General features: G+C 71.8%; 19 protein-coding genes. 14 read left to right on the top strand and 5 right to left on the bottom strand.

The window, feature by feature from the left end:
- The 4 genes from QC385_RS34975 to QC385_RS34960 form a co-directional block, all read left to right on the top strand.
- Positions 1-1,831, top strand: a 1,831-nt coding sequence (locus QC385_RS34975) for a 3'-5' exonuclease (RefSeq protein WP_279545381.1), incomplete at its 5' end; no start/stop codon positions are given.
- A 10-nt stretch (positions 1,832-1,841) separates the two neighbouring features.
- Complete coding sequence (locus tag QC385_RS34970) at positions 1,842-3,245, top strand: dipeptidase (protein ID WP_279545379.1); 1,404 nt, start codon at positions 1,842-1,844, stop codon at positions 3,243-3,245.
- 155 nt (positions 3,246-3,400) lie between these two features.
- The gene (gene nudC, locus QC385_RS34965) at positions 3,401-4,345 is read left to right on the top strand and encodes an NAD(+) diphosphatase (RefSeq protein WP_086843974.1); all 945 of its coding nucleotides are present in this window, start codon (positions 3,401-3,403) and stop codon (positions 4,343-4,345) included.
- A gap of 14 nt (positions 4,346-4,359) precedes the next feature.
- On the top strand, positions 4,360-4,992 hold the full coding sequence (locus tag QC385_RS34960) for a class I SAM-dependent methyltransferase (RefSeq protein WP_279545378.1): 633 nt from the start codon (positions 4,360-4,362) through the stop codon (positions 4,990-4,992).
- Between the two features lie 41 nt (positions 4,993-5,033).
- Here QC385_RS34960 and QC385_RS34955 read toward each other — a convergent pair whose 3' ends face one another.
- Positions 5,034-5,276 carry a mycoredoxin gene (locus QC385_RS34955; RefSeq protein WP_004983675.1) on the bottom strand — a complete coding sequence of 81 codons (243 nt, stop codon included), beginning with the start codon at positions 5,274-5,276 and terminating at the stop codon, positions 5,034-5,036.
- Between the two features lie 184 nt (positions 5,277-5,460).
- On the opposite strand from QC385_RS34955, the gene QC385_RS34950 reads away from it, so the two are divergent.
- The 5 genes from QC385_RS34950 (at position 5,461) to QC385_RS34930 (ending at position 9,363) form a co-directional block, all read left to right on the top strand.
- Positions 5,461-7,656 (top strand): ATP-dependent DNA helicase UvrD2, encoded by a 2,196-nt coding sequence (locus tag QC385_RS34950; RefSeq protein WP_279545374.1) that lies wholly within the window; start codon positions 5,461-5,463, stop codon positions 7,654-7,656.
- A 164-nt stretch (positions 7,657-7,820) separates the two neighbouring features.
- Positions 7,821-8,147, top strand: a complete 327-nt coding sequence (locus QC385_RS34945) for a hypothetical protein (protein ID WP_279545373.1) — start codon at positions 7,821-7,823, stop codon at positions 8,145-8,147.
- A 171-nt stretch (positions 8,148-8,318) separates the two neighbouring features.
- Positions 8,319-8,687 carry a WhiB family transcriptional regulator gene (locus QC385_RS34940; RefSeq protein ID WP_059417291.1) on the top strand — a complete coding sequence of 123 codons (369 nt, stop codon included), beginning with the start codon at positions 8,319-8,321 and terminating at the stop codon, positions 8,685-8,687.
- A complete protein-coding gene (locus QC385_RS34935) occupies positions 8,684-9,007 on the top strand; it encodes a hypothetical protein (protein ID WP_279545372.1) in 324 nt (107 codons plus the stop codon). The genes QC385_RS34940 and QC385_RS34935 overlap by 4 nt, the downstream gene beginning before the upstream one ends.
- A 137-nt stretch (positions 9,008-9,144) precedes the next feature.
- Positions 9,145-9,363, top strand: a complete 219-nt coding sequence (locus QC385_RS34930; protein ID WP_279545371.1) for a hypothetical protein — start codon at positions 9,145-9,147, stop codon at positions 9,361-9,363.
- Between the two features lie 38 nt (positions 9,364-9,401).
- Here QC385_RS34930 and QC385_RS34925 read toward each other — a convergent pair whose 3' ends face one another.
- Together QC385_RS34925 and QC385_RS34920 are read right to left on the bottom strand one after the other, a co-directional pair.
- Positions 9,402-10,772 (bottom strand): ABC1 kinase family protein, encoded by a 1,371-nt coding sequence (locus tag QC385_RS34925; RefSeq protein WP_279545370.1) that lies wholly within the window; start codon positions 10,770-10,772, stop codon positions 9,402-9,404.
- A complete protein-coding gene (locus QC385_RS34920) occupies positions 10,765-11,979 on the bottom strand; it encodes a TOMM precursor leader peptide-binding protein (RefSeq protein WP_279545368.1) in 1,215 nt (404 codons plus the stop codon). The genes QC385_RS34925 and QC385_RS34920 overlap by 8 nt, the downstream gene beginning before the upstream one ends.
- Before the next feature lie 351 nt (positions 11,980-12,330).
- Here QC385_RS34920 and QC385_RS34915 point away from each other — a divergent pair, with 351 nt between their 5' ends.
- From QC385_RS34915 to QC385_RS34900, 4 genes are all read left to right on the top strand, one after another.
- Positions 12,331-12,939, top strand: coding sequence for a M48 metallopeptidase family protein (locus tag QC385_RS34915; RefSeq protein ID WP_279545367.1), 609 nt, complete (start codon positions 12,331-12,333; stop codon positions 12,937-12,939).
- Between the two features lie 216 nt (positions 12,940-13,155).
- Positions 13,156-14,925, top strand: a complete 1,770-nt coding sequence (locus QC385_RS34910; protein ID WP_279545366.1) for a TerD family protein — start codon at positions 13,156-13,158, stop codon at positions 14,923-14,925.
- Between the two features lie 11 nt (positions 14,926-14,936).
- Entirely contained in the window at positions 14,937-15,617 is a 681-nt protein-coding gene (locus tag QC385_RS34905; protein WP_279545365.1) for an AIM24 family protein, read from the top strand.
- A 17-nt stretch (positions 15,618-15,634) separates the two neighbouring features.
- Positions 15,635-16,390, top strand: a complete 756-nt coding sequence (locus QC385_RS34900) for an AIM24 family protein (protein WP_279545364.1) — start codon at positions 15,635-15,637, stop codon at positions 16,388-16,390.
- 118 nt (positions 16,391-16,508) lie between these two features.
- Here QC385_RS34900 and QC385_RS34895 read toward each other — a convergent pair whose 3' ends face one another.
- Both QC385_RS34895 and QC385_RS34890 read right to left on the bottom strand, forming a co-directional pair.
- Positions 16,509-17,036: an NUDIX hydrolase gene (locus QC385_RS34895; protein ID WP_279545363.1), complete on the bottom strand. Its 528-nt coding sequence runs from the start codon at positions 17,034-17,036 to the stop codon at positions 16,509-16,511.
- The gene (locus QC385_RS34890; protein ID WP_279545361.1) at positions 17,033-18,481 is read right to left on the bottom strand and encodes a zinc-dependent metalloprotease; all 1,449 of its coding nucleotides are present in this window, start codon (positions 18,479-18,481) and stop codon (positions 17,033-17,035) included. The genes QC385_RS34895 and QC385_RS34890 overlap by 4 nt, the downstream gene beginning before the upstream one ends.
- Positions 18,482-18,673: 192 nt before the next feature.
- On the opposite strand from QC385_RS34890, the gene QC385_RS34885 reads away from it, so the two are divergent.
- On the top strand, positions 18,674-19,795 hold the full coding sequence (locus QC385_RS34885) for an SDR family oxidoreductase (RefSeq protein ID WP_279545360.1): 1,122 nt from the start codon (positions 18,674-18,676) through the stop codon (positions 19,793-19,795).
- Positions 19,796-19,862 lie beyond the last annotated feature (67 nt).

The following is a 19,862-nucleotide window of genomic DNA, read 5'->3' as shown; positions in this document are numbered from 1 at the left end:
GCGCCGCTCCCTGGCCGACCCGCTGATGGACGTCCTGCACCGCGTCCTCGCCGTCACCGGCCTGGAGGTCGAGCTGTCGGCGTCCCCGCACGCCCTGGCAGCGCGCCGCCGCGAGACCCTCTCCAACTTCCTCGACGTCGCCGCTTCCTTCGCCGCCGGCGACAACGAGGCCACCCTGCTCGCCTTCCTCGGCTTCCTGCGCACCGCCGCCCAGTACGAGAAGGGGCTCGACAACGCCCTCCCCGGCGGCGAGAACACCGTCAAGGTGCTCACCGCCCACAAGTCCAAGGGCCTGGAGTGGGACGTCGTGGTCGTCCCCGGGCTGGTCACCGGCACCTTCCCCAGCAGCCAGGGCCGCGAGAAGTGGACCTCCCAGGGCAAGGTCCTGCCGCACCGGCTGCGCGGCGACGCCGACACCCTGCCCGAGGTGGAGTCCTGGGACGCCAGGGGCCTGAAGGCCTTCCACGAGGCCATGAAGGACCACCAGCACACCGAGGAACTCCGCCTCGGCTACGTCACCTTCACCCGCCCCCGCTCGCTGCTCCTCGGCTCCGGCCACTGGTGGGGGCCCACCCAGAAGAAGCGCCGCGGACCGTCCGCGTTCCTCCAGGCCCTCCACGACCACTGCGCGGCCGGGTACGGCGAGATCGAGGCCTGGGCCGACGAACCCGCCGAGGACGCGGAGAACCCGGCCCTGCACCAGGCCACCGCCGACCAGGTGTGGCCCCTGCCCCTGGACGAGACGGCCCTGGCCCGGCGCCGCGCGGCCGCCGCGACCGTCCTGGCGCACCTGGAGGACCTCGCGTCCCACGAGGCCGGGCACCCCGCGGCCGCGCACGACCCGGATGGGGCCGAGGACCCGGAGTGGCCGCCGCCCCCCGAGGACGACGAGCCTCCGTACGACGAACCGGACCCGTTCGACGACGATCCCTTCGACGACGCCCCCTTCGCAGAAGACCTCTTTGAGAGTGACGCCTCCGCGGAGGACCCGGCCGCCCGGGACGGGCGGCCCGCGGACCGCCCCAGGGTTCCCCACCAGGCGGCCCCACCGGAGCCCCCCGCCGCGCGCCCGCACCCCACGGCCCCGGACCACCCGTATCTCACCCCCGAGGAAGCCCGCACCGTCGCCTCCTGGGACCGCGACCTCGACGCCCTCACCGGAGAGCTCCTTCGCGCCCGCGACAGCGTCACCGAGGTCCCCCTGCCCGCTTCGCTCACCGCGTCCCAGCTGCTGCTCCTGGCCGCCGACCCGGACGGCCTCGCCCAGGAACTGGCCCGCCCCATGCCCCGCCCGCCGCAGCCCGCCGCCCGCCGCGGCACCCGCTTCCACGCCTGGGTCGAGGCCCGTTTCGAAGCGCTGACGCTGCCGTTCCTGGAGCCCGGGGACCTGCCCGGCAGCGACGCCGAGATCGCCGACGAACAGGACCTGGAAGCCCTCAAGGACGCCTTCGAACGCACCGGGTACGCGCATCGCACGCCCTACCGGGTGGAGGCCCCCTTCCAGCTCGAGATCGCCGGCCGCGTCGTGCGGGGCCGCATCGACGCCGTCTACAAGGAGGTCGACGGTCAGGAGACGACGTACGAGATCGTCGACTGGAAGACGAACCGCACCCGCACCGCCGACCCGCTCCAGCTGGCCGTCTACCGCGTCGCATGGGCAGAGCAGCAGGGCGTGCCGCTGGAGTCGGTCACGGCCGCGTTCCTGTACGTGCGCAGCGGCGAGGTCGTACGGCCGGACGACCTGCCGGACCGGGCCGCGCTGGAGCGGCTGCTGCTCGGGGAGCCGTCCGGTGAGGAACCGCACTCCGAGGACGTCAGTGCGGGCCGATAGGCTCGTGACCATGAGCCAGACCCCGGACAGTGTCGTCCGTACGTACATCGAGCAGCACCGCGCCGCCTTCCTCGACGACCTCGCCGAGTGGCTGCGCATCCCGTCGGTGTCGGCCCAGCCGGACCACGCGCCCGACGTACGACGCAGCGCCGACTGGCTCGCCGCCAAGCTGAAGGAGACCGGGTTCCCGACGGCCGAGGTCTGGCAGACCCCGGGTGCGCCCGCCGTCTTCGCCGAGTGGCCCTGTGACGACCCGCAGGCGCCCACGGTGCTGGTGTACGGCCATCACGACGTGCAGCCCGCAGCGCGTGAGGACGGCTGGGACAGCGAGCCCTTCGAGCCGGTCGTCCGCGACAACCGCCTCTACGCGCGCGGGGCGGCCGACGACAAGGGCCAGGTCTTCTTCCACACCCTCGGTGTCCGCGCCCACCTAGCCGCCACCGGCCGCACCACCCCGGCGGTGCACCTGAAGCTGCTGATCGAGGGCGAGGAGGAGTCCGGCTCGCCGCACTTCCCGGCCCTCGTCGAGCAGCACGCCGAGCGGCTCGCCGCCGACGCCGTGATCGTCTCCGACACCGGCATGTGGTCCGAGGACACCCCCACGGTGTGCACCGGCATGCGCGGCCTCGCCGAGTGCGAGATACGGCTGTACGGCCCCGACCAGGACATCCACTCCGGCTCCTTCGGCGGCGCGGTGCCCAACCCGGCGACCGCCGCCGCCCGCCTGGTCGCGGCCCTGCACGACGAGCACGCGCGCGTGGCGATCCCGGGCTTCTACGACGGCGTGGTCGAGCTCACCGACCGCGAGCGGGAACTCTTCGCCGAGCTGCCCTTCGACGAGCGGCAGTGGCTGCGCGCGGCCAAGTCGTACGCCACCCAGGGCGAGGCCGGGTACACCACCCTGGAGCGCGTCTGGGCCCGCCCCACCGCGGAGGTCAACGGCATCGGCGGCGGCTACCAGGGCCCCGGCAGCAAGACCATCGTGCCGTCCTCCGCCATGGTGAAGCTGTCCTTCCGGCTCGTGGCGGGTCAGGATCCCGCCCTTGTGGAGAAGGCGGTCCGCGCCTGGGCCGAGCAGCAGGTGCCCGCCGGGATCCGCTGTGAGATCACGTTCAGCGGGGCCACGCGCCCGTGCCTGACACCGCTGGACCACCCGGCCCTGAAGTCGGTCGCCCGCGCGATGGGCCGGGCCTTCGGGAAGCCGGTCCGCTTCACGCGCGAGGGCGGCTCCGGACCGGCGGCGGACCTCCAGGACGTCCTCGGCGCCCCGGTGCTCTTCCTCGGCATCTCCGTCCCGTCCGACGGCTGGCACGCCCCGAACGAGAAAGTGGAACTCGACCTGCTCCTCAAGGGCGTCGAGACCACCGCGTACCTGTGGGGCGACCTCGCCGAGCACTGGCGCCATGTGCCCTGAGCGCCTCATTCCGTCCGGACCGGCAGCGCGCGCGGGGCACACTGGAAGGGCCGCCCCGCACCGCGCAACCCCGCCGGACCCGGTCGCCTCCCGCCGTACGTCCCGCTGATCAGCCCGCCGAACCCGACCGTTCCACCGGGGAGTTGGAAGCACCCGTGACCACCTGGACCGACCAGAACGCCGACCGACCCATCTCGCTCACCGCACCGAGCGGCATCGACCGGGCCGCACACCACCGGCTCGACGAGGCCTGGCTCGCGGCGGCGTGGAGCCACCCCTCCACGCGCTGTTTCGTGGTCTCCGGCGGCCAGGTCCTCATCGACGAGACGCCGGACGGGCGCACCGAACTCGTCATGACGCCTTCCTTCGAGGCCCCCCTCACCGAGGCTCACCGCTACTTCCTCGGCAACGACGAGGACGGCGTCAGCTACTTCGCCCTCCAGAAGGACTCCCTGCCCGGGCGCATGGACCAGTCCGCGCGGCCGGCGGGGCTGCGTGAGGCGGGCCTGCTCCTGTCGGCCCGGGACGTGGGCCTGATGGTGCACGCGGTCGGCCTGGAGAACTGGCAGCGCACCCACCGTTTCTGCTCGCGCTGCGGCGAGCGCACCGTCATCGCCGCGGCCGGTCACATCCGCCGCTGCCAGGCCTGCGGCGCGGAGCACTACCCGCGTACGGACCCCGCCGTGATCATGGCCGTGACCGACGAGGACGACCGCATCCTGCTCGGCCGCCAGGTGCACTGGCCCGAGGGCCGCTTCTCGACCCTCGCCGGCTTCGTCGAGCCCGGCGAGTCCATTGAGCAGTCGGTGCGCCGCGAGGTCCACGAGGAGGTCGGCATCACCGTCGGCCAGGTCGAGTACGTCGCCAGCCAGCCGTGGCCCTTCCCGTCCAGCCTCATGCTGGGCTTTCTGGCCCGCGCCACCTCGACCGAGATAGACGTCGACGGCGACGAGATCCACGAGGCCCGCTGGTTCTCCCGCGACGAACTGCGCGCCGCCTTCGAGTCGGGCGAGGTGCTCCCGCCGTACGGCATCTCGATCGCGGCCCGCCTGATCGAGCTCTGGTACGGCAAGCCGCTCCCGATGAGGAGCGCCGCCTGACGGAGGCCGCCCGCGTGCCCGACCCGTACTGGAACCACAACGTCCACCACCACCCCGAGGTGCTCGACGCTGTCCCGGACGGGTGCGGCAAGGCCCTGGACGCGGGCTGCGGGGACGGCCTGCTCACCCGCAAGCTCGCGGCGCGGGCGGCATCGGTCACGGGTGTGGACCGCTCGCCGGAGATGATCAAGCTCGCTCGCGAGCACGCGCGCGTGCCCGGCAACGTCACGTACCTGGAGGCGGACTTCCTCGCCGACGGATCCCTCCCCGAGGGCGCGTACGACTTCGTCAGCGCGGTCGCCGTGGTCCACCACGCGCCGTTCGAGGAGGCGGTCATCCGCCTCACCCGGCTCACCGCGCCCGGCGGCCGTCTGGTGATCGTCGGCATGGCCGCCAACCGGACGGTCCTGGACTGGGTCGTCAGCGCGTGCGGCGTGCCGGCGAGCCAGTGGCACGCCCGTCGGCACGGCGGCAAGCGGGGCCCGGCCGGGATGCCCATGGAAGACGTGCACATGTCCTGGGGACAGATCCGTCAGGCGGTCCACCGGCTGCTGCCCGGCTGCGACTTCCGCCGCACACTGCTGTGGCGCTACGTCGTGGTGTGGGACAAACCAGCGGGCCAACAACCACGAGAAGGCGGCCCCTGAGACGCCTCAGGAACCGCCTTCCCGGCACAACCGATCGGCGACTAGGCGCCGATCTTCTGCTTCACCTGAGCCAGCGACGGGTTGGTGAGGGTGGAGCCGTCCGGGAACAGAACGGTGGGCACCGTCTGGTTTCCGCCATTCGCCTTCTCCACGAACGCGGCGGACTCCGGGTCCTGCTCGATGTTGATCTCGGTGTACGCGATGCCCTCGCGGTCCATCTGGCTCTTCAGCCGACGGCAGTAGCCGCACCACGTGGTGCTGTACATCGTCACAGTGCCCGGCATGTCTCTCGTGCTCCTTCGGTGGCTCGGGGACGGGTGCTCGCAGTGGTGGAACGTACGTGAAAGGGCAACCATTCCCGGGGCCCGCGCCCTGCAGGACGTGACGCCTGCCGCATTGGTACGACTATCGGTGCCTGCCTGTGGACAACCGGCACAGCCGTCTCGCGGGACCTGGCAGCATGGCTGTGTGACAGCAGCAACGCGCTCCACCCTGTTCCCGCAGGTACCGGACTCCGCCGACGCGGTGCTCGAAGGGCTCGACCCCGAGCAGCGCGAGGTGGCCACGGCCCTGCACGGTCCGGTGTGCGTCCTGGCGGGCGCCGGCACGGGCAAGACCCGGGCGATCACCCACCGCATCGCCTACGGAGTGCGCGCCGGCATCCTGCACCCCTCCAGCGTGCTCGCCGTCACGTTCACCAACCGCGCCGCCGGGGAGATGCGGGGCCGGCTGCGCCAGCTCGGCGCCGCCGGTGTCCAGGCGCGCACGTTCCACTCGGCGGCGCTACGCCAGCTCCAGTACTTCTGGCCGAAAGCGATCGGCGGCTCCATGCCCCGGCTCGTCGACCGCAAGGTCCAGCTCGTCGCCGACGCGGCCGCCGCCTGCCGCATCCGGCTCGACCGCGGCGAGCTTCGGGACGTCACCGCCGAGATCGAGTGGTCCAAGGTCACCCAGACCGTCCCCGCCGACTACGCGCCCGCCGCCGCCAAGGCCGGCCGGGAGACCCCCCGCGCCCCCGCCGAGATCTCCCAGCTCTACGCCGCCTACGAGGACGTCAAGCGCGAGCGCGCCGTCATCGACTTCGAGGACGTGCTGCTGCTGACCGTCGCCGTCCTCCAGGACCGGCACGACATCGCGGAGCAGGTCCGCGCCCAGTACCAGCACTTCGTGGTCGACGAGTACCAGGACGTCAGCCCTCTCCAGCAGCGCCTGCTGGACCTGTGGCTGGGCGACCGGGACAGCCTGTGCGTGGTAGGCGACGCCAGCCAGACGATCTACTCGTTCACGGGGGCGACACCGGACCACCTGCTCGACTTCCGCACCCGCCACCCCGGCGCCACCGTCGTCAAGCTGGTTCGCGACTACCGGTCCACTCCCCAGGTCGTCCACCTCGCCAACGGCCTGCTCGCCCAGGCGAAGGGCCGCGCCGCTGACCACCGGCTGGAGCTGGTCTCCCAGCGACCCCCGGGGCCCGAGCCGGTCTACGCCGAGTACACGGACGAGCCCGCCGAGGCGGAGGGCGCGGCCCGGCGCATCCGCGAGCTCATCGACTCCGGAGTCCCGGCCGCCGAGATCGCCATCCTGTTCCGGACGAACGCGCAGTCCGAGACCTACGAGCAGGCCCTCGCGGACGCCGGGGTGCCCTACCAGCTGCGCGGCGCCGAGCGGTTCTTCGACCGTGCGGAGGTGCGCAAGGCGGGCGTCGCCCTGCGCGGCGCGGCCCGCTTCGGCGGCAACGACTCCCTCCTGGACGACGCCGTCGACCTGCCCTCCCAGGTGCGCGCCGTGCTGTCGGGGGAGGGCTGGACGACGCAGCCACCGGCCGGGTCCGGCGCCGTGCGAGAACGCTGGGAGTCCCTGGCCGCCCTGGTGAACCTCGCCCAGGACTTCTCCGCCGCCCGACCCGGCGCCACCCTGGCGGACCTCGTCGCCGAACTCGACGAACGGGCGAACGCCCAGCACGCCCCCACCGTGCAGGGCGTCACCCTCGCCTCCCTGCACTCGGCCAAAGGCCTGGAGTGGGACGTCGTCTTCCTGGTCGGCGTCGCCGAGGGCATGATGCCGATCACGTACGCCAAGACCGACGAACAGGTCGAGGAGGAGCGCCGCCTCCTGTACGTCGGCGTCACCCGCGCGCGGGAACGCCTCCACGTCTCCTGGGCCCTCTCCCGTTCCCCCGGCGGCCGCCCCAGCCGCCGTCCCAGCCGCTTCCTCGACGGACTGCGCCCGGGTTCGACGGCCACCACGGGCCGTACCGCCGCCGGCGGCGCGGGCGGCATCGAGCGTGGAATCCCCGGAACCAGGGGTTCCGCCCCGAGACGAGTCCAGCGAACGCCCGCTCGCTGCCGAGTCTGCGGCCGCACGCTGACTGACGCGGGCGAGATGAAGCTGATGCGCTGCGACGACTGCCCCTCCGGCATGAACGAGGGCCTCTACGAGCGGCTGCGCGAGTGGCGTGCCGACCAGGCGCGACGCAGTGGTCAGCCCGCCTTCTGCGTCTTCACCGACAGGACCCTGATGGCCATCGCCGAGACCGCGCCCGACGGCGAGCACGAGCTGGCGCGCATCCCGGGTGTGGGGATGCGCAAGCTCAACCGCTACGGAACCGACGTACTGGCCATCTGCGCAGGCCAGTTCGCCGACGGGGACCCAGATCAGGACTGACACGAACTCGTCGAAAAAATAGTTTGCGCATGCCCCAGCAATCCCCATAGGTTCTTAGGCACGAGAGCAGCGGCCTTCTCGGAGGCCCTGATCCCGTGTTGTACTTGCATATCCGTCGGACTGGTTCACCCAGTCCCCCGAGACGCCGAGAGGAGGCGAGTCCAGTGATCAGCATCAACACCAGCTCCATCAACGCCGTGAAAATGACCGATCGCTCGGCCGTCTCCACGTGCATGCTCGGCGTTTCGAACCTGGGCACCGGTCTGTCCGGCATTCGTGCCGTCCGTCCGGCGTCCTCCTCCGTTGCTCCCGCGGGCCTTCCCGTCCGTGAGCGCAATGAGCGACCGACCAAGGCACTGGAAGCAGCAGTAGTGGCACAGGCGCAGGCCTATGCCTTTACGGCGACCGGTGCCGGATTCCGGAAGCAGACGACGCAGCACCACCTGATGTGGGCCTTCCGTGGGCCAGAACCCTGGAGTGATCCAGCCTGATTCGATCAGGCCGGCGCCTTCAGGGCCGCGGAACCCCATCCGGGATCCGCGGCCCTTCTGTTTGTCCCCGACCGGGGACGACGGACCGAAGGAGCCCCGGGACAAGAAAAGAACCCGGTACCAGCCGCCCCCGGCCAACAGGCCGGAACGACCAGACGAGGAAGACGAACCGTGCAACTCGAAGCGCACGCACCGTCCGTACCGCCTTCGGAAACGATCCCCAAGCCCGGCCCCACGGAGGATTCCGCCTTGACCCCGCTCACCGCGCTCACCGCGCTCGACGACGCCATCGAGAACCTCGGCGTACCCGTCCCGTGCCGTTCGTACGACCCGGAGGTCTTCTTCGCCGAGTCGCCCGCGGACGTCGAGTACGCCAAGTCCCTCTGCCGCACCTGCCCGCTGGTCGAGGCCTGCCTCGCCGGCGCCAAGGAGCGGCGCGAGCCCTGGGGCGTCTGGGGTGGCGAGCTGTTCGTGCAGGGTGTCGTCGTCGCCCGGAAGCGGCCGCGTGGCCGCCCGCGCAAGAACCCGGTCACAGCATGAACACCGCAGGAACAATCGACCGCCCCCTCACGCACGACCCCAAGAAGCAGGCCCCGATGAAGCCGTCCACTTACGAGCCCGCAGGCTCCGCAACCCAAGACTTCACCACCACCGGCGTGAAGGACTCGCGCCAGAACAGGACCCGAGAGATGCAACTCATCCCAGAAGCCATGGCCCGTGCGCATATGCACGAGCGACTGCAAGAGGCGGAGCGGGAACGCCCTGCCGTGCGCCTGGCGTCCGCCCGCCGGATGCAGCGCAGGGCGGAGCGCGCCTCGCGGCGTGCCCGCCGGGCGCTCGCCATGGCGGTCATGCAGTAACCGACCCCACCTGAAGCGGTGGCCTCCCGAGTCCGGGAGGCCGAGCCACCCCCCGCGGGGCCGGACCGTGCCGAACGGACCGGCCCCGCGGTGCGTTGTGCCCGGCGGACCGCCGGGCACGGCGATACCGTCGTCGGGTGACGAGTCCTCCTGGAGACGGTGACGACGGCTCCGCCGCGGAGTCCCGGCCACTCGTGTGCGACCGCTGCGGCACGTCGGCCGGCGCCCTGGCCGACGACCCACCACTCACCTGGACCTGGTCCGTGGAGAGCGGCGTCCGCCGCTGTTTCTGCGAGCGCTGTTCCCGGGAGAACCTCAGGTCGATCGAGGGACGCCTGGACTCGGACTGGTGGTGAGGCGCGGTCACCCGGTCACCCGTGATGCCCGCTGAGGCTCATGCCTCCGCCACCGCTTCCTCGCCGTCCGCCGGGTCCTCCGGGACGAATCCCGGCAGCCACTCCTCCAGTTCCTCGCGCAGACGCACCGTGGCTCCCAGCTGGCACAGCACGCCGATCGTGCTCAGCGTCACCCGGTGGATCAGCAGATACGACGGGGGCAGGTTGAGCTGCTTGGCCAGCTGGTAGGCGGGGGAGCGCGGGTCCGCGATGCGGGCTGCCTGGCTGCGCATCCAGCCGCGGGTGAACGTGAACTCCTCGACCTCGGCCGGTTCGATGATCGGCAGCAGGTAGTCCAGGACCGCGTCGGGATCCAGCTCTATGGTCTCCTTCACGAACCCCTCCTCGCACAGGAGCTCGTAGACCGTCTCGGCCTCCCCGTCGAGGGTCATGCGCAGGGACTCGCCAATCGTGGCCGGCAGACCACCCGGGAGACGGTCGACCGTGCCGAAGTCCAGGACGCCCAGACGCCAGTCGTCCTCACCCTCCGGGCCACCGGGCAGCAGCCGGAAGTTGCCCGGGTGCGGATCGGCGTGCAGCAGGCCGGTGCGGGCGGGGCCGGAGAACAGGAAGCGGGCCAGGAGCTGGCCGGCCCGGTCGCGCTGCTCCTGGGAGCCGTCCGCGATGATCTCCGACAAGGGGATGCCGTCGATCCACTCCGTGATCAGGACCTGGTCGGACTGGTGCACCACCTGCGGCACGATCACGTCCGGGTCGTCCGCGAACTCCTCGGCGTGGGCCTGCTGGGCCTGGGCCTCCAGGCCGTAGTCCAGCTCCTCGGAGACGCGGTCCTTCAGCTCCGTGATCAGCGGCTTGATGTCCATGCCGGGGATCAGCGGGCCGAGCAGACGGGAGAAGCGGCTCAGCTGGTTCAGATCGGACAGCAGGGCCTCGCCGGCGCCCGGGTACTGGACCTTGACCGCAACCTCGCGGCCGTCATGCCACACCCCTCGGTGCACCTGACCGATCGAGGCAGCCGCGGCGGGCTTGTCCTCGAACTCCAGGAACAACTCGTGCCAGCCCTCGCCGAGACGCTCCTCGAGCACCGCGTGCACGGTGCGCGTCGGCATCGGCGGTGCCGCCTCCTGGAGCTTGGTCAGCGCGGCCCGGTAGGGGCCGGCCACCTCCTCGGGCAGCGCCGACTCGAAGACGGACAGGGCCTGGCCGAACTTCATCGCGCCGCCCTTGAGCTCGCCGAGCACCTTGAACAGCTGGTCCGCCGTGCGCTGTTGGAGTTCGCGGCCGACGAGCTCCGCGGACTCGCCGACGATTCGCTTGCCGAATCCCCAGGTGGCCCGCCCGGCGATGCCGAGCGGGAGCGCGGCGAGCTTGGCGGTCCGGGTGACCGCCTTCCGGGGAAGATCAGACATGCGCCCTCCAAGTCCCAGCCGGCCGCTTCGCCGATGCCTCACGGCACTGCGCCGACGACCGTTGCACCGCCATTGTCTCGTGTGACTCCCCATCCTCCGAGGGGTGCTCCCCTTTTCCTCTCTCCTCCGCCCCGCACGGGCATGCCGGATGCGCCCAGACCGGCCGTGCGTGCCAGTGGAGACCGGGCACGGAGACCTCCCAGCGTGCCCCGGCGCTCGTCGGAACCCGGCCGTCCAGGAAGGCGAGCGCGTGGGCGGCGGCCAGTCCGGCCACAGTAGTGGCCAGTGCCAGGTCGCAGGGCCGTACCTGCCGCTGCCGGCCGGAGCGCCACTGGGCGACCAGGCGCGGCCAGGTCGGATCCCGGTCGGTGCGGCTCTCGTGCAGACACCCCGCGCAGCCCGTCTCCCCGGGCAGGACGAGCGGGCCGACCACCCCGGTTCCCTCCACGACCCCGGCGTACAGATGGGGCGTCCCGGAGGACATCAGGGGCTCGGCGGCCGAGGGGTCGGGCACGTGCACGGCGACGTCGTCGCGCGGGGCGATGATCACCAGCGCGAAGCCCGGGTCGCCTTCCTCCGGGGATGCCTGGGCCGCCGCGCGGCGCGGCGGCCGGTCCGGGGCCGCCCGGCGCACGGCCCGGCGGGCCGACTCGTCCCTGCGGTCGCCGACGGCCTCCGCGGGCAGCCCACCCGGAGCGACGTCCCACGGCTCCACACGGCCGCCGTCGCGCACGTCGACCTCGCCCACACCCGCCCCCGACAGCAACGACGCCAGCACGGCACCCACCCGGCCCGCGCCCCGCACCTGCACGCGCTGCGAGCGCCGGGCGGCCAGCTGGCGCATCGCGTCGCCCGGTTCCGAGGTGGTCAGGGACAGGGAAGCAAGGTCGGGGCGCAGCCGGTCGAGCACCTCCTTCTTCCGTCGCAGGGCGTCGGCGCCCGGTCCGCCGCCCCGGGCGTCGTCGAGGAGCCCGGCCGGGGCGAGCCGCCCCACCAGCCCGTCGACATGGCCGTCGGGCAGATCCATCCGGCGTCCCTCCTCGCGCAGCAGCTCCAGCCCTCGCGTGCCGTTCAGCAGATCGAGGAAACTGCCCGTCGCGAGGTCCATCGGGCCGAGCGTCATCGCATGCGCCGGTGTCATCCCGAACTGCACGGTGTTGAGGTCGCGCCAGCCGCGCCGGAGCGCGGGTTTCACCATCGGATGCATGACAGTCCCCCGTATGCCATAGATCGTCCCCGTATGCCGATTGAGTGTGACGGCAGTCCGGAAAAGGGCCGCACGCCAAGACGGCCGCACGCCGAAACCGGCAACACGTCAAAAACGCCCGCACGCCGAACCAGCCGTACGTCGAACCCGGTCACAGGCCGGCCTGGTCCCGGGCCGGGCCTCTCCGTCGCTTCGCCGCAAGAGCCAGCATGCCCAAACACGTCGCCGGCTGCCGAAAGTTGTCCACAGGTGCGGGCATTCGTCGTACAAATCCGGCGGCAGGTGGGGGGTATGGGCATCCAACCGTCTCGGAGCCGGGACTTCCCCGGGTACAGCGGGTAACGTCGGGGCGTGCCCGCCGACCCACTGCACCGCGCCGGAAAACCACAGCGCAGCACGACGAGCCAGCCGCCCAGCGGCTCGGGGGCGAGCGCGATCGAGGTTCGCAGGAGCGCCCGCCGGCGCAGAACGGTCTCCGCGTACCGCGAGGGCGATCGCACCATTGTGCTCATCCCCGCCCGGATGTCCGAGGCGGAGGAACAGCGCTGGGTGAGCGTCATGCTCGACAAACTGGCCGCCCAGGAGAGCAAGCGGTCCCTCGGCGACGCCGAGCTGTCCGAGCGGGCCCGGCGCCTCTCGGACCAGTACTTCGACGGGCGGGCCCGGCCGGTTTCGGTGCGCTGGGTGACCAACCAGAACACGCGCTGGGGATCCTGCACCCCGTCCGAGGGCAGCATCCGCCTGTCGCACCGCCTCCAGGGCATGCCCGAGTACGTCGTCGACTACGTCCTTGTCCACGAACTCGCCCATCTGCTCGTACCCGGACACGGCCCCCGCTTCTGGGCGCTGCTGGAGGCCTATCCGCGGACGGAGCGGGCCCGGGGCTACCTCGAAGGCGTGGTCGCGGCCGAACGGCTGCCCCATGTGCCCGGTGCGCGGAGTGAACATCCCGCGGACTGAGCGTGTAGTGGGTCGAGCGTCTGGCGGCCTGGCTGAGCGCCTGGGACGAGCGGCCACGGCGAGCGACGGGGTAAGTGACCGCTTTCCGCGAGAGAGCAGCAGATACGGCTGGGCGCGGGTTCTGTACCGGGTCTGTACCGACTGCGTCCGCTGTCCGGGTTTGCCGTTAGCCTGGCGCGACGCAATCACGTTCTGGATGGGGGACGGTCGTTACGCATGGCCAGGGAATTCCAACGCGGCCACAAGGCCAGGATCAGTGACCTCACCGCGGGCACGGATCTGTACGTAGGCGTGCAGATCTCCGGCCCCGGGCTGAGCTTCGACATCAGCTGCTTCGGCCTCGACGCCGACGAACGGCTCTCGGACGACCGGTACTTCGTCTTCTACAACCAGCCGAAGTCCCCCGAGGAGGCCATTCAGCTCCTGGGCGCCCAGGCGGGCGACACGGAGTCCTTCCGGGTGACGCTCGACCGGATCCCGCCCCAGATCCAGAAGCTGTCCTTCACGGCGACGATCGACGGTGCCGGGCAGATGTCGCAGATCGCCCCCGGCTACATCCGTATCGTCGCCGGCGGCGAGGAAGTGGCCCGCTACCCCTTCAGCGGCGTGGAGTTCTCCACCGAACGGGCCGTGATGCTCGGAGACTTCTACCTGAAGGACGTCTGGCGGTTCGCCGCGGTCGGACAGGGCTTCGACGGTGGTCTCGACGCGCTGCTGCAGAACTTCGGCGGCGAAGTGGCCGAGGAGGAGACGCCCGCGCCGCCCGCGCCCGCCGCGCAGCCGCCGCAGGCCGGCGCCGCCCCGGGCTTCGCACCGCCCGCGTTCGGTGTCCCCGGCACTCCGGAACCCGCCCCGGCTCCCGCACCGGCAGCGCCCCCGGCTCCCGCCCCGGCTCCCGCGCACCAGGCCGCCGCACAGGGCTTCGCGCCCCCGCCGGGCGCCACTCCGCCTCCCGCCCCGGCGCCCGCGCCCCCGGTGCACGCCGCCCCGACCATCGTCGCGCCCATGAACACCCCGCCCGGCGGCTCACCGGTACCGCCTCCGGCCCCGGCTCCCGCGCCGTACGGCCAGCCGGGCCAGCAGCCGCCGCCGTACGGTCAGGTCCCCGGACAGACGGCCCCGCCACCCCCGGGCTACGGTCAGCCCCAGGCACCTCAAGCACCCCAGGCCCCGGCCCCGCCCCCCGGCTACGGCCAGCCCACGCCGCCCCCGGGCTACGGCCAGCAGCCGCCCTTCGGGCAGCAGACCGGGCAAGCCCCTTACGGAGCGCCCCAAGGAGTCCCCCAAGGAGCGCCTCAAGGGGCTCCCCAGGGAGCACCGCAGGGCCCCGGTGTCACCGCCGCGCTCCAGCAGTTCAAGGAGACCCCCACCGGGCAGCGCTGGACGCAGCAGAACAAGAAGCTCGTCCGCGTCGATCTCGGCATCGGCGGGCAGCCGGTGCTGGCCAGGCAGGGCAGCATGGTGCTCTACCAGGGCAAGGTCGACTTCAGCTACAAGGGCGCCGGCTTCGCAGGCCGGATCGTGGGCAACGCGACCGGTCAGGAGATGCAGCTGATGCGCTGTACCGGCCAGGGGCAGGTGTTCCTCGCCGAGGACTCCACGATGCTGCACCCCATCGAGCTCCAGGGCGACGGCATCTGCGTCTCCGCGGAGAACGTCCTCGCCTTCGACGAGAGCCTCCAGTACGAGGTGCGCCGCATCGAGGGGCACGGCATCCCCGGTGGCGCGCTGTTCACGATGCAGTTCACGGGCACCGGCACGATCGTCGTGAAGACCCACGGCACGCCGGTGGTCCTGCCGGTCACGCCCACCACGTTCGCCGACTGCAACGCCGTGGTCGCCTGGTCGGCCGCCGCCCAGGTCGTCGTCTCCAGCCAGGTGCGGATGCGCCGCAACGCCTACCCGGGTGACACCGGGGAGAGCGTCAACCTCCAGTTCCGGGCAGCGCCCGGGAACTTCATCGTCGTCCAGCCGTACGAGGTCTGAGGGAGCCCGTCATGACACAGCAGCTCGCGGGCCACGCCCCCGCACCCGTCACCGCCCGCATGGAGAACCACGGCAACCACATGCTGAAGGTCGCCATGCAGACCGGACACGACCTCCTCGCGCGCGTGGGGTCGATGGTCGCGTACGAAGGGTTCGTCCAGTACGAGCCCAACCCGCCGGCCGTGCGCCAGGTCGCGAAGGACTGGATGACCGGCGAGGGCGCGCCCCTGATGAAGTGCTCCGGCGACGGCCTGCTCTACCTCGCCGACTACGGGGCGAACGTCGTCGTCATCAACCTCAACGGCGACGGCATCTCCGTCAACGCCACCAACCTGCTCGCCTTCGACGCCCACCTCACGTGGGGCGTCGAGCGGGTCAAGGGCCTGGCGAAGTTCGCCGGACAGGGCCTGTGGAACACCAAGATCTCCGGGCAGGGCTGGGTCGCGCTGACCTCCCGGGGCAAGCCCATCGTCGTCGACTGCGGAGGCGGCGAGGACGAGACCTACGTCGACCCCGACGCCCTGGTCGCCTGGTCCCCGAACCTCAAGGTGAAGGGCAAGCGCAGCTTCCGTGCGCAGTCGCTGATCGGCCGCGGCAGCGGCGAGGCCTACCAGATGGCCTTCTCCGGTCAGGGCATCGTCGTCGTCCAGCCCAGCGAGGACAGCACCGACCGCCTCCGGACCCGGGGCTGAGGGGGAGCCAGAGAGCCATGCAGAGCCCGATTTTCGCCTACAACGAGCAGCAGACCCAGGACCGCTGGAGTCTGCAGAACAAGCAGATGCTGCGCGTCGCCCTGGAGGGCCACGACGACATCCTGGCCCGCAAGGGCACCATGGTCGCCTACCAGGGCCTCGTCGAGTTCGACGCCGAGTACCAGAGCAACGACCAGGCACGCTCGCGTTCGCACACCGGTGAGGGACTCGACCTGATGCGCTGCCACGGGCAGGGCACGGTCTACCTCGCCAACCTCAAGCAGCACGTCCACGTCATGGAGGTGGAGCAGGACGGCCTCACCGTCGACAGCAGCTACGTGCTGGCGATGGACTCCTCCCTGCACCACGAGGTCATCGCCGTCGACAGCCTCTACGGCATCTCCGGCTCCGGGAAGTACCAGCTCAACATCACCGGCCGGGGCAAGGTCGCCCTGATGACCTCGGGCATGCCGCTGCTGATGCAGGTGACGCCCGACAGGTACGTCAACTGCGACGCCGACGCGATCGTCGCCTGGTCGACGAGCCTGCGCGTGCAGATGCAGGCCCAGACGCACTCCTCCGGGGTGTGGCGGCGCCGCGGCAGCACCGGCGAGGGCTGGGAGCTGAGCTTCATGGGCACCGGCTTCGCGCTCGTCCAGCCCAGCGAACTGCTGCCGCCGCAGAACGCCCAGATCGGCTCGGGCCTCGCGGCGCAGTACGGCATGGGCCAGCAGGGAGCACGCGGGCAGAACCAGGGCAACGTCTGGAACTGACCGGCCACGGACCCGGCAAGATGTAAGGGGCGATCGCCTAGGCGGTCGCCCCTTACCCATGCCTCAAGCCGATAGACATGCCTCAGGAGACACACGCCTCAAGCCGAAAAACACAGCCTCAGGCCGATAGCCTCGCGCGCGTGGCCTCCAGCAACCGCACGACCGACTCATCGGCCACCCCCGCGACCTCGTCGTACCCGAACCAGCGCACGTCGAGCGACTCGTCGCTGACCGTGTGCGCGGCGCCCGGCGGGGCCAGGACCGCGTACTGGACGTCGAAGTGCCAGTGGCACGGCGGCGGGATCGGGTGCCGGTCCAGCCGCACCGGGCCGCCCGGCAGCAGCGAGAGCCCCGAGACGCCGGACTCCTCCGTCGCCTCACGCAGGGCCGCTGCCGCCAGGGAGCCGTCGCCCGGCTCGCAGTGGCCGCCCATCTGGAGCCACATCCGCAGCTTCCTGTGCAGGGTCAGCAGAACCCGGCCGGCCTCGGGGTCGATCACCAGGGCGCTCGCCGTGATGTGACCCGCATGGCAGGCCTTCCACAGGCCGTCCGGGTGTTCGGCCAGATGGTCGAGGTAGGCCTGGCGCAGCTCCGCCTGGTCCTCGTACTCCTTGAGCACGAGGACCGCGTCGTCGTACAGGCTCACTCGGCGCCGTCGCCCTTGTTCTCGCCCTCGCCCTCGTCCTTCTTCAGGTCGGGCTTGTCCGCCGCCTCGCCGAGCATCTTGTCCAGCTCGGAGAAGTCGATCTGCTCGCGGTGCACAAAGCCGTCCGGGTCGTCCAGGTCGGTGGCCGTCGGAAGCATGTCCGGGTGGTGCCACAGGGCGTCCCGGCCGTCGACACCGCGCGCGTCGGTGAGCGAGGCCCACAGACGGGAGGCGTCCCGCAGGCGGCGCGGGCGCAGCTCCAGACCGATCAGCGTGGCGAACGTCTGCTCGGCCGGGCCGCCCGAGGCGCGGCGGCGGCGCAGCGTCTCGCGCAGGGCGTCGGCGGACGACAGACGGGGCTTGGCGGCGGCGTGGACCACCGCGTCGACCCAGCCCTCCACGAGAGCCAGCGCCGTCTCCAGACGCGCCAGAGCCACCTTCTGCTCGGGCGTGTCCTCGGGCTGGAACATGCCCTGCTGGAGGGCCTCCTGGAGCTGCTCCGGATTCTGCGGGTCGAACTGGCCGACCACGTCCTCCAGCTTGGCCGTGTCCACCTTGATCCCGCGGGCGTAGCCGTCGACCGCGCCGAACAGATGCGAGCGCAGCCACGGCACGTGCGCGAAGAGCCGCTGGTGGGCGGCCTCGCGCAGGGCGAGATACAGCCGCACCTCCTCCTGCGGGACGCTCAGGTCCTTGCCGAACGTCTCGATGTTCACCGGCAGCAGCGCGGCCTTGCCTGCCGGGCCGAGCGGCAGGCCGATGTCGGACGAGCCGACGACCTCGCCGGCGAGCACGCCGACGGCCTGCCCGATCTGCGTGCCGAACATGGCGCCGCCCATCGAGCGCATCATGCCGATGAGCGGGCCGGCCATGGCCTGCATCTCCTCCGGCAGGACGTCACCCATGGCGGTGCCGACGCGCTCGGCGACCGGGTCGACGAGTTCCTTCCAGGCGGGCAGGGTCGCTTCGACCCACTCGGCGCGGCTCCAGGCCACGGCCGATCCGGCGCCGGACGGGAGGGACGTGGCGTCGTCGAGCCACAGGTCGGCGAGGCGGACGGCCTCCTCGACGGCCTTGCGCTCGGCGGGGCCGACGCTGGTGTCCTTGGTGCCGTCAGGGCTGCCCTGGGACACCGTCTGGCGGGCGATCTGCTTGGCCATGTCCCAGTTCACCGGGCCGCCCTCGTAGGAGAGCATCTGGCCCAGCTGCTGGAACGCGGCGCCCAGGTCGTTGGGGTTCAGGGAGCCGAACATGGCTGCGAACGGATTGTCCGCACCGGGGCCGCCGGGGCCGCCGCCAAATCCTCCGGCTCCTGGCAGGCCGCCGAAACCGAACGGATTGGCCGGTCCCTGACCACCACCGCTCTCCTGGTCCTTCTTCTTGCCCTCGTCGCCGTCGTCCGGCTCCTCCGGCGGAAGGCCGAATCCGAATGGGGTGTCACTCACGGGGTTCCTCGGCTGGTAGGGCCGCCGGTTCTTTCCGGCGGCACGGCTGCCCGACAACACCACCCAGCGTAGACACCTGAGGCGGATCGGGCCTCGGTGCTTCGCCGACTGACAGCCTGCGGCAGGATGGATGCCACCTGGTACGCACGCGTCGCTCGCGCTCGTACTGAAGACAACCGCTGGAGACGCCCGGTGAGTTCCCCAGATCCGCAGGTTCGCGCAGCGCGAAACCAGTCAACCAGTTCCTCGAGCCCCGCGGCACGCGGACCCGTCGTCGCGGTCACCGGTGCCGCGTACGGCGTCGGTGCCCTGCTCACCGAGCGGCTCGCCGCGTCCGACGAGGTCAAGCAGGTCGTGGCTATCGACGAGCGCCGCGGCGAGTGCGCCGAGGCGCAGTGGCACATCCTGGACGTACGGGATCCGGCCATCGCGGACAAGCTGCGGGGCGCCGACGTGGTGGTGCACCTGGCGCTGGACCTCGACCTGGAGACCGACGCCGCCGCCCGAACGGCCTACAACGTACGGGGGACACAGACCGTCCTGACGGCGGCCGCGGCGGCCGGGGTGCACCGGGTCGTGCTCTGCACCTCGGCGATGGTCTACGGGGCCCTGCCGGACAACGAGCTGCCGCTCTCCGAGGACGCGGAGCTGCGGGCCACGGCGGAGGCGACGGGCGTCGGCGACCTGCTGGAGATCGAGCGGCTGGCGCGGCGGGCGCCGCGGGCCCACCCGGGGCTCAACGTCACCGTGGTGCGGCCGGCGATCCTGGTGGGAGGCACGGACACCGCGCTGACCAGGTACTTCGAGTCTCCTCGGCTGCTCGTCGTCGCCGGGTCGCGACCCGCGTGGCAGTTCTGCCACGTCGAGGACCTGTGCGGCGCGCTGGAGTACGCCGTCCTGGAGAAGGTCGACGGGGAACTGACCGTCGGGTGCGACGGGTGGCTGGAGCAGGAGGAGGTCGAGGAGCTCAGCGGCATCCGGCGGATGGAGCTGCCGTCGGCGGTCGCACTGGGTGCGGCGGCGCGACTGCACCGCATCGGGCTCACGCCGTCCCCGGCCGGGGACCTGGCGTACACGATGTACCCCTGGGTGGTCAGCGGCAGCCGGCTGCACGACGCCGGGTGGCGGCCGCGGTACACCAACGAGGAGGTGCTGGCGCAGCTCCTGGAGGAGGTCTCCGGTCGGCACACGGTGGCCGGTCGGCGGCTGGGCCGCAAGGACGCGACGGCGGCGGGCGCCGCGGGAGCGACGGTGGCGCTGCTGGGTGCGGCCGCGGTGGTGCGACGGGCCCGGAAGGCCCGGCGGCGCATCTGACGCGACCGGCCGGCCCTGCCTCTCAGGTCCCGTCGTAGGAGAGTCCAACGCCCACGCGCGCGTGCCG

The organism is Streptomyces sp. DH10, assembly GCF_029813805.1.
GTDB classification, from domain to species: Bacteria; Actinomycetota; Actinomycetes; order Streptomycetales; family Streptomycetaceae; genus Streptomyces; species Streptomyces coeruleofuscus.
The sequence above is the reverse complement of the archived record's forward strand: the minus strand, read 5'-3'. Positions and strand labels throughout refer to the sequence as shown.

Bases quoted from the DNA above. Each gene is read 5' to 3' on its own strand.
- QC385_RS34970 (WP_279545379.1), top strand. From the start codon at position 1,842: ATGAGCCAGACCCCGGACAGTGTCGTCCGTACGTACATCGAGCAGCAC.
- QC385_RS34955 (WP_004983675.1), bottom strand. From the start codon at position 5,276: ATGCCGGGCACTGTGACGATGTACAGCACCACGTGGTGCGGCTACTGC.
- QC385_RS34935 (WP_279545372.1), top strand. From the start codon at position 8,684: ATGAACACCGCAGGAACAATCGACCGCCCCCTCACGCACGACCCCAAG.
- QC385_RS34925 (WP_279545370.1), bottom strand. From the start codon at position 10,772: ATGTCTGATCTTCCCCGGAAGGCGGTCACCCGGACCGCCAAGCTCGCC.
- QC385_RS34920 (WP_279545368.1), bottom strand. From the start codon at position 11,979: ATGCATCCGATGGTGAAACCCGCGCTCCGGCGCGGCTGGCGCGACCTC.
- QC385_RS34910 (WP_279545366.1), top strand. From the start codon at position 13,156: ATGGCCAGGGAATTCCAACGCGGCCACAAGGCCAGGATCAGTGACCTC.
- QC385_RS34905 (WP_279545365.1), top strand. From the start codon at position 14,937: ATGACACAGCAGCTCGCGGGCCACGCCCCCGCACCCGTCACCGCCCGC.
- QC385_RS34900 (WP_279545364.1), top strand. From the start codon at position 15,635: ATGCAGAGCCCGATTTTCGCCTACAACGAGCAGCAGACCCAGGACCGC.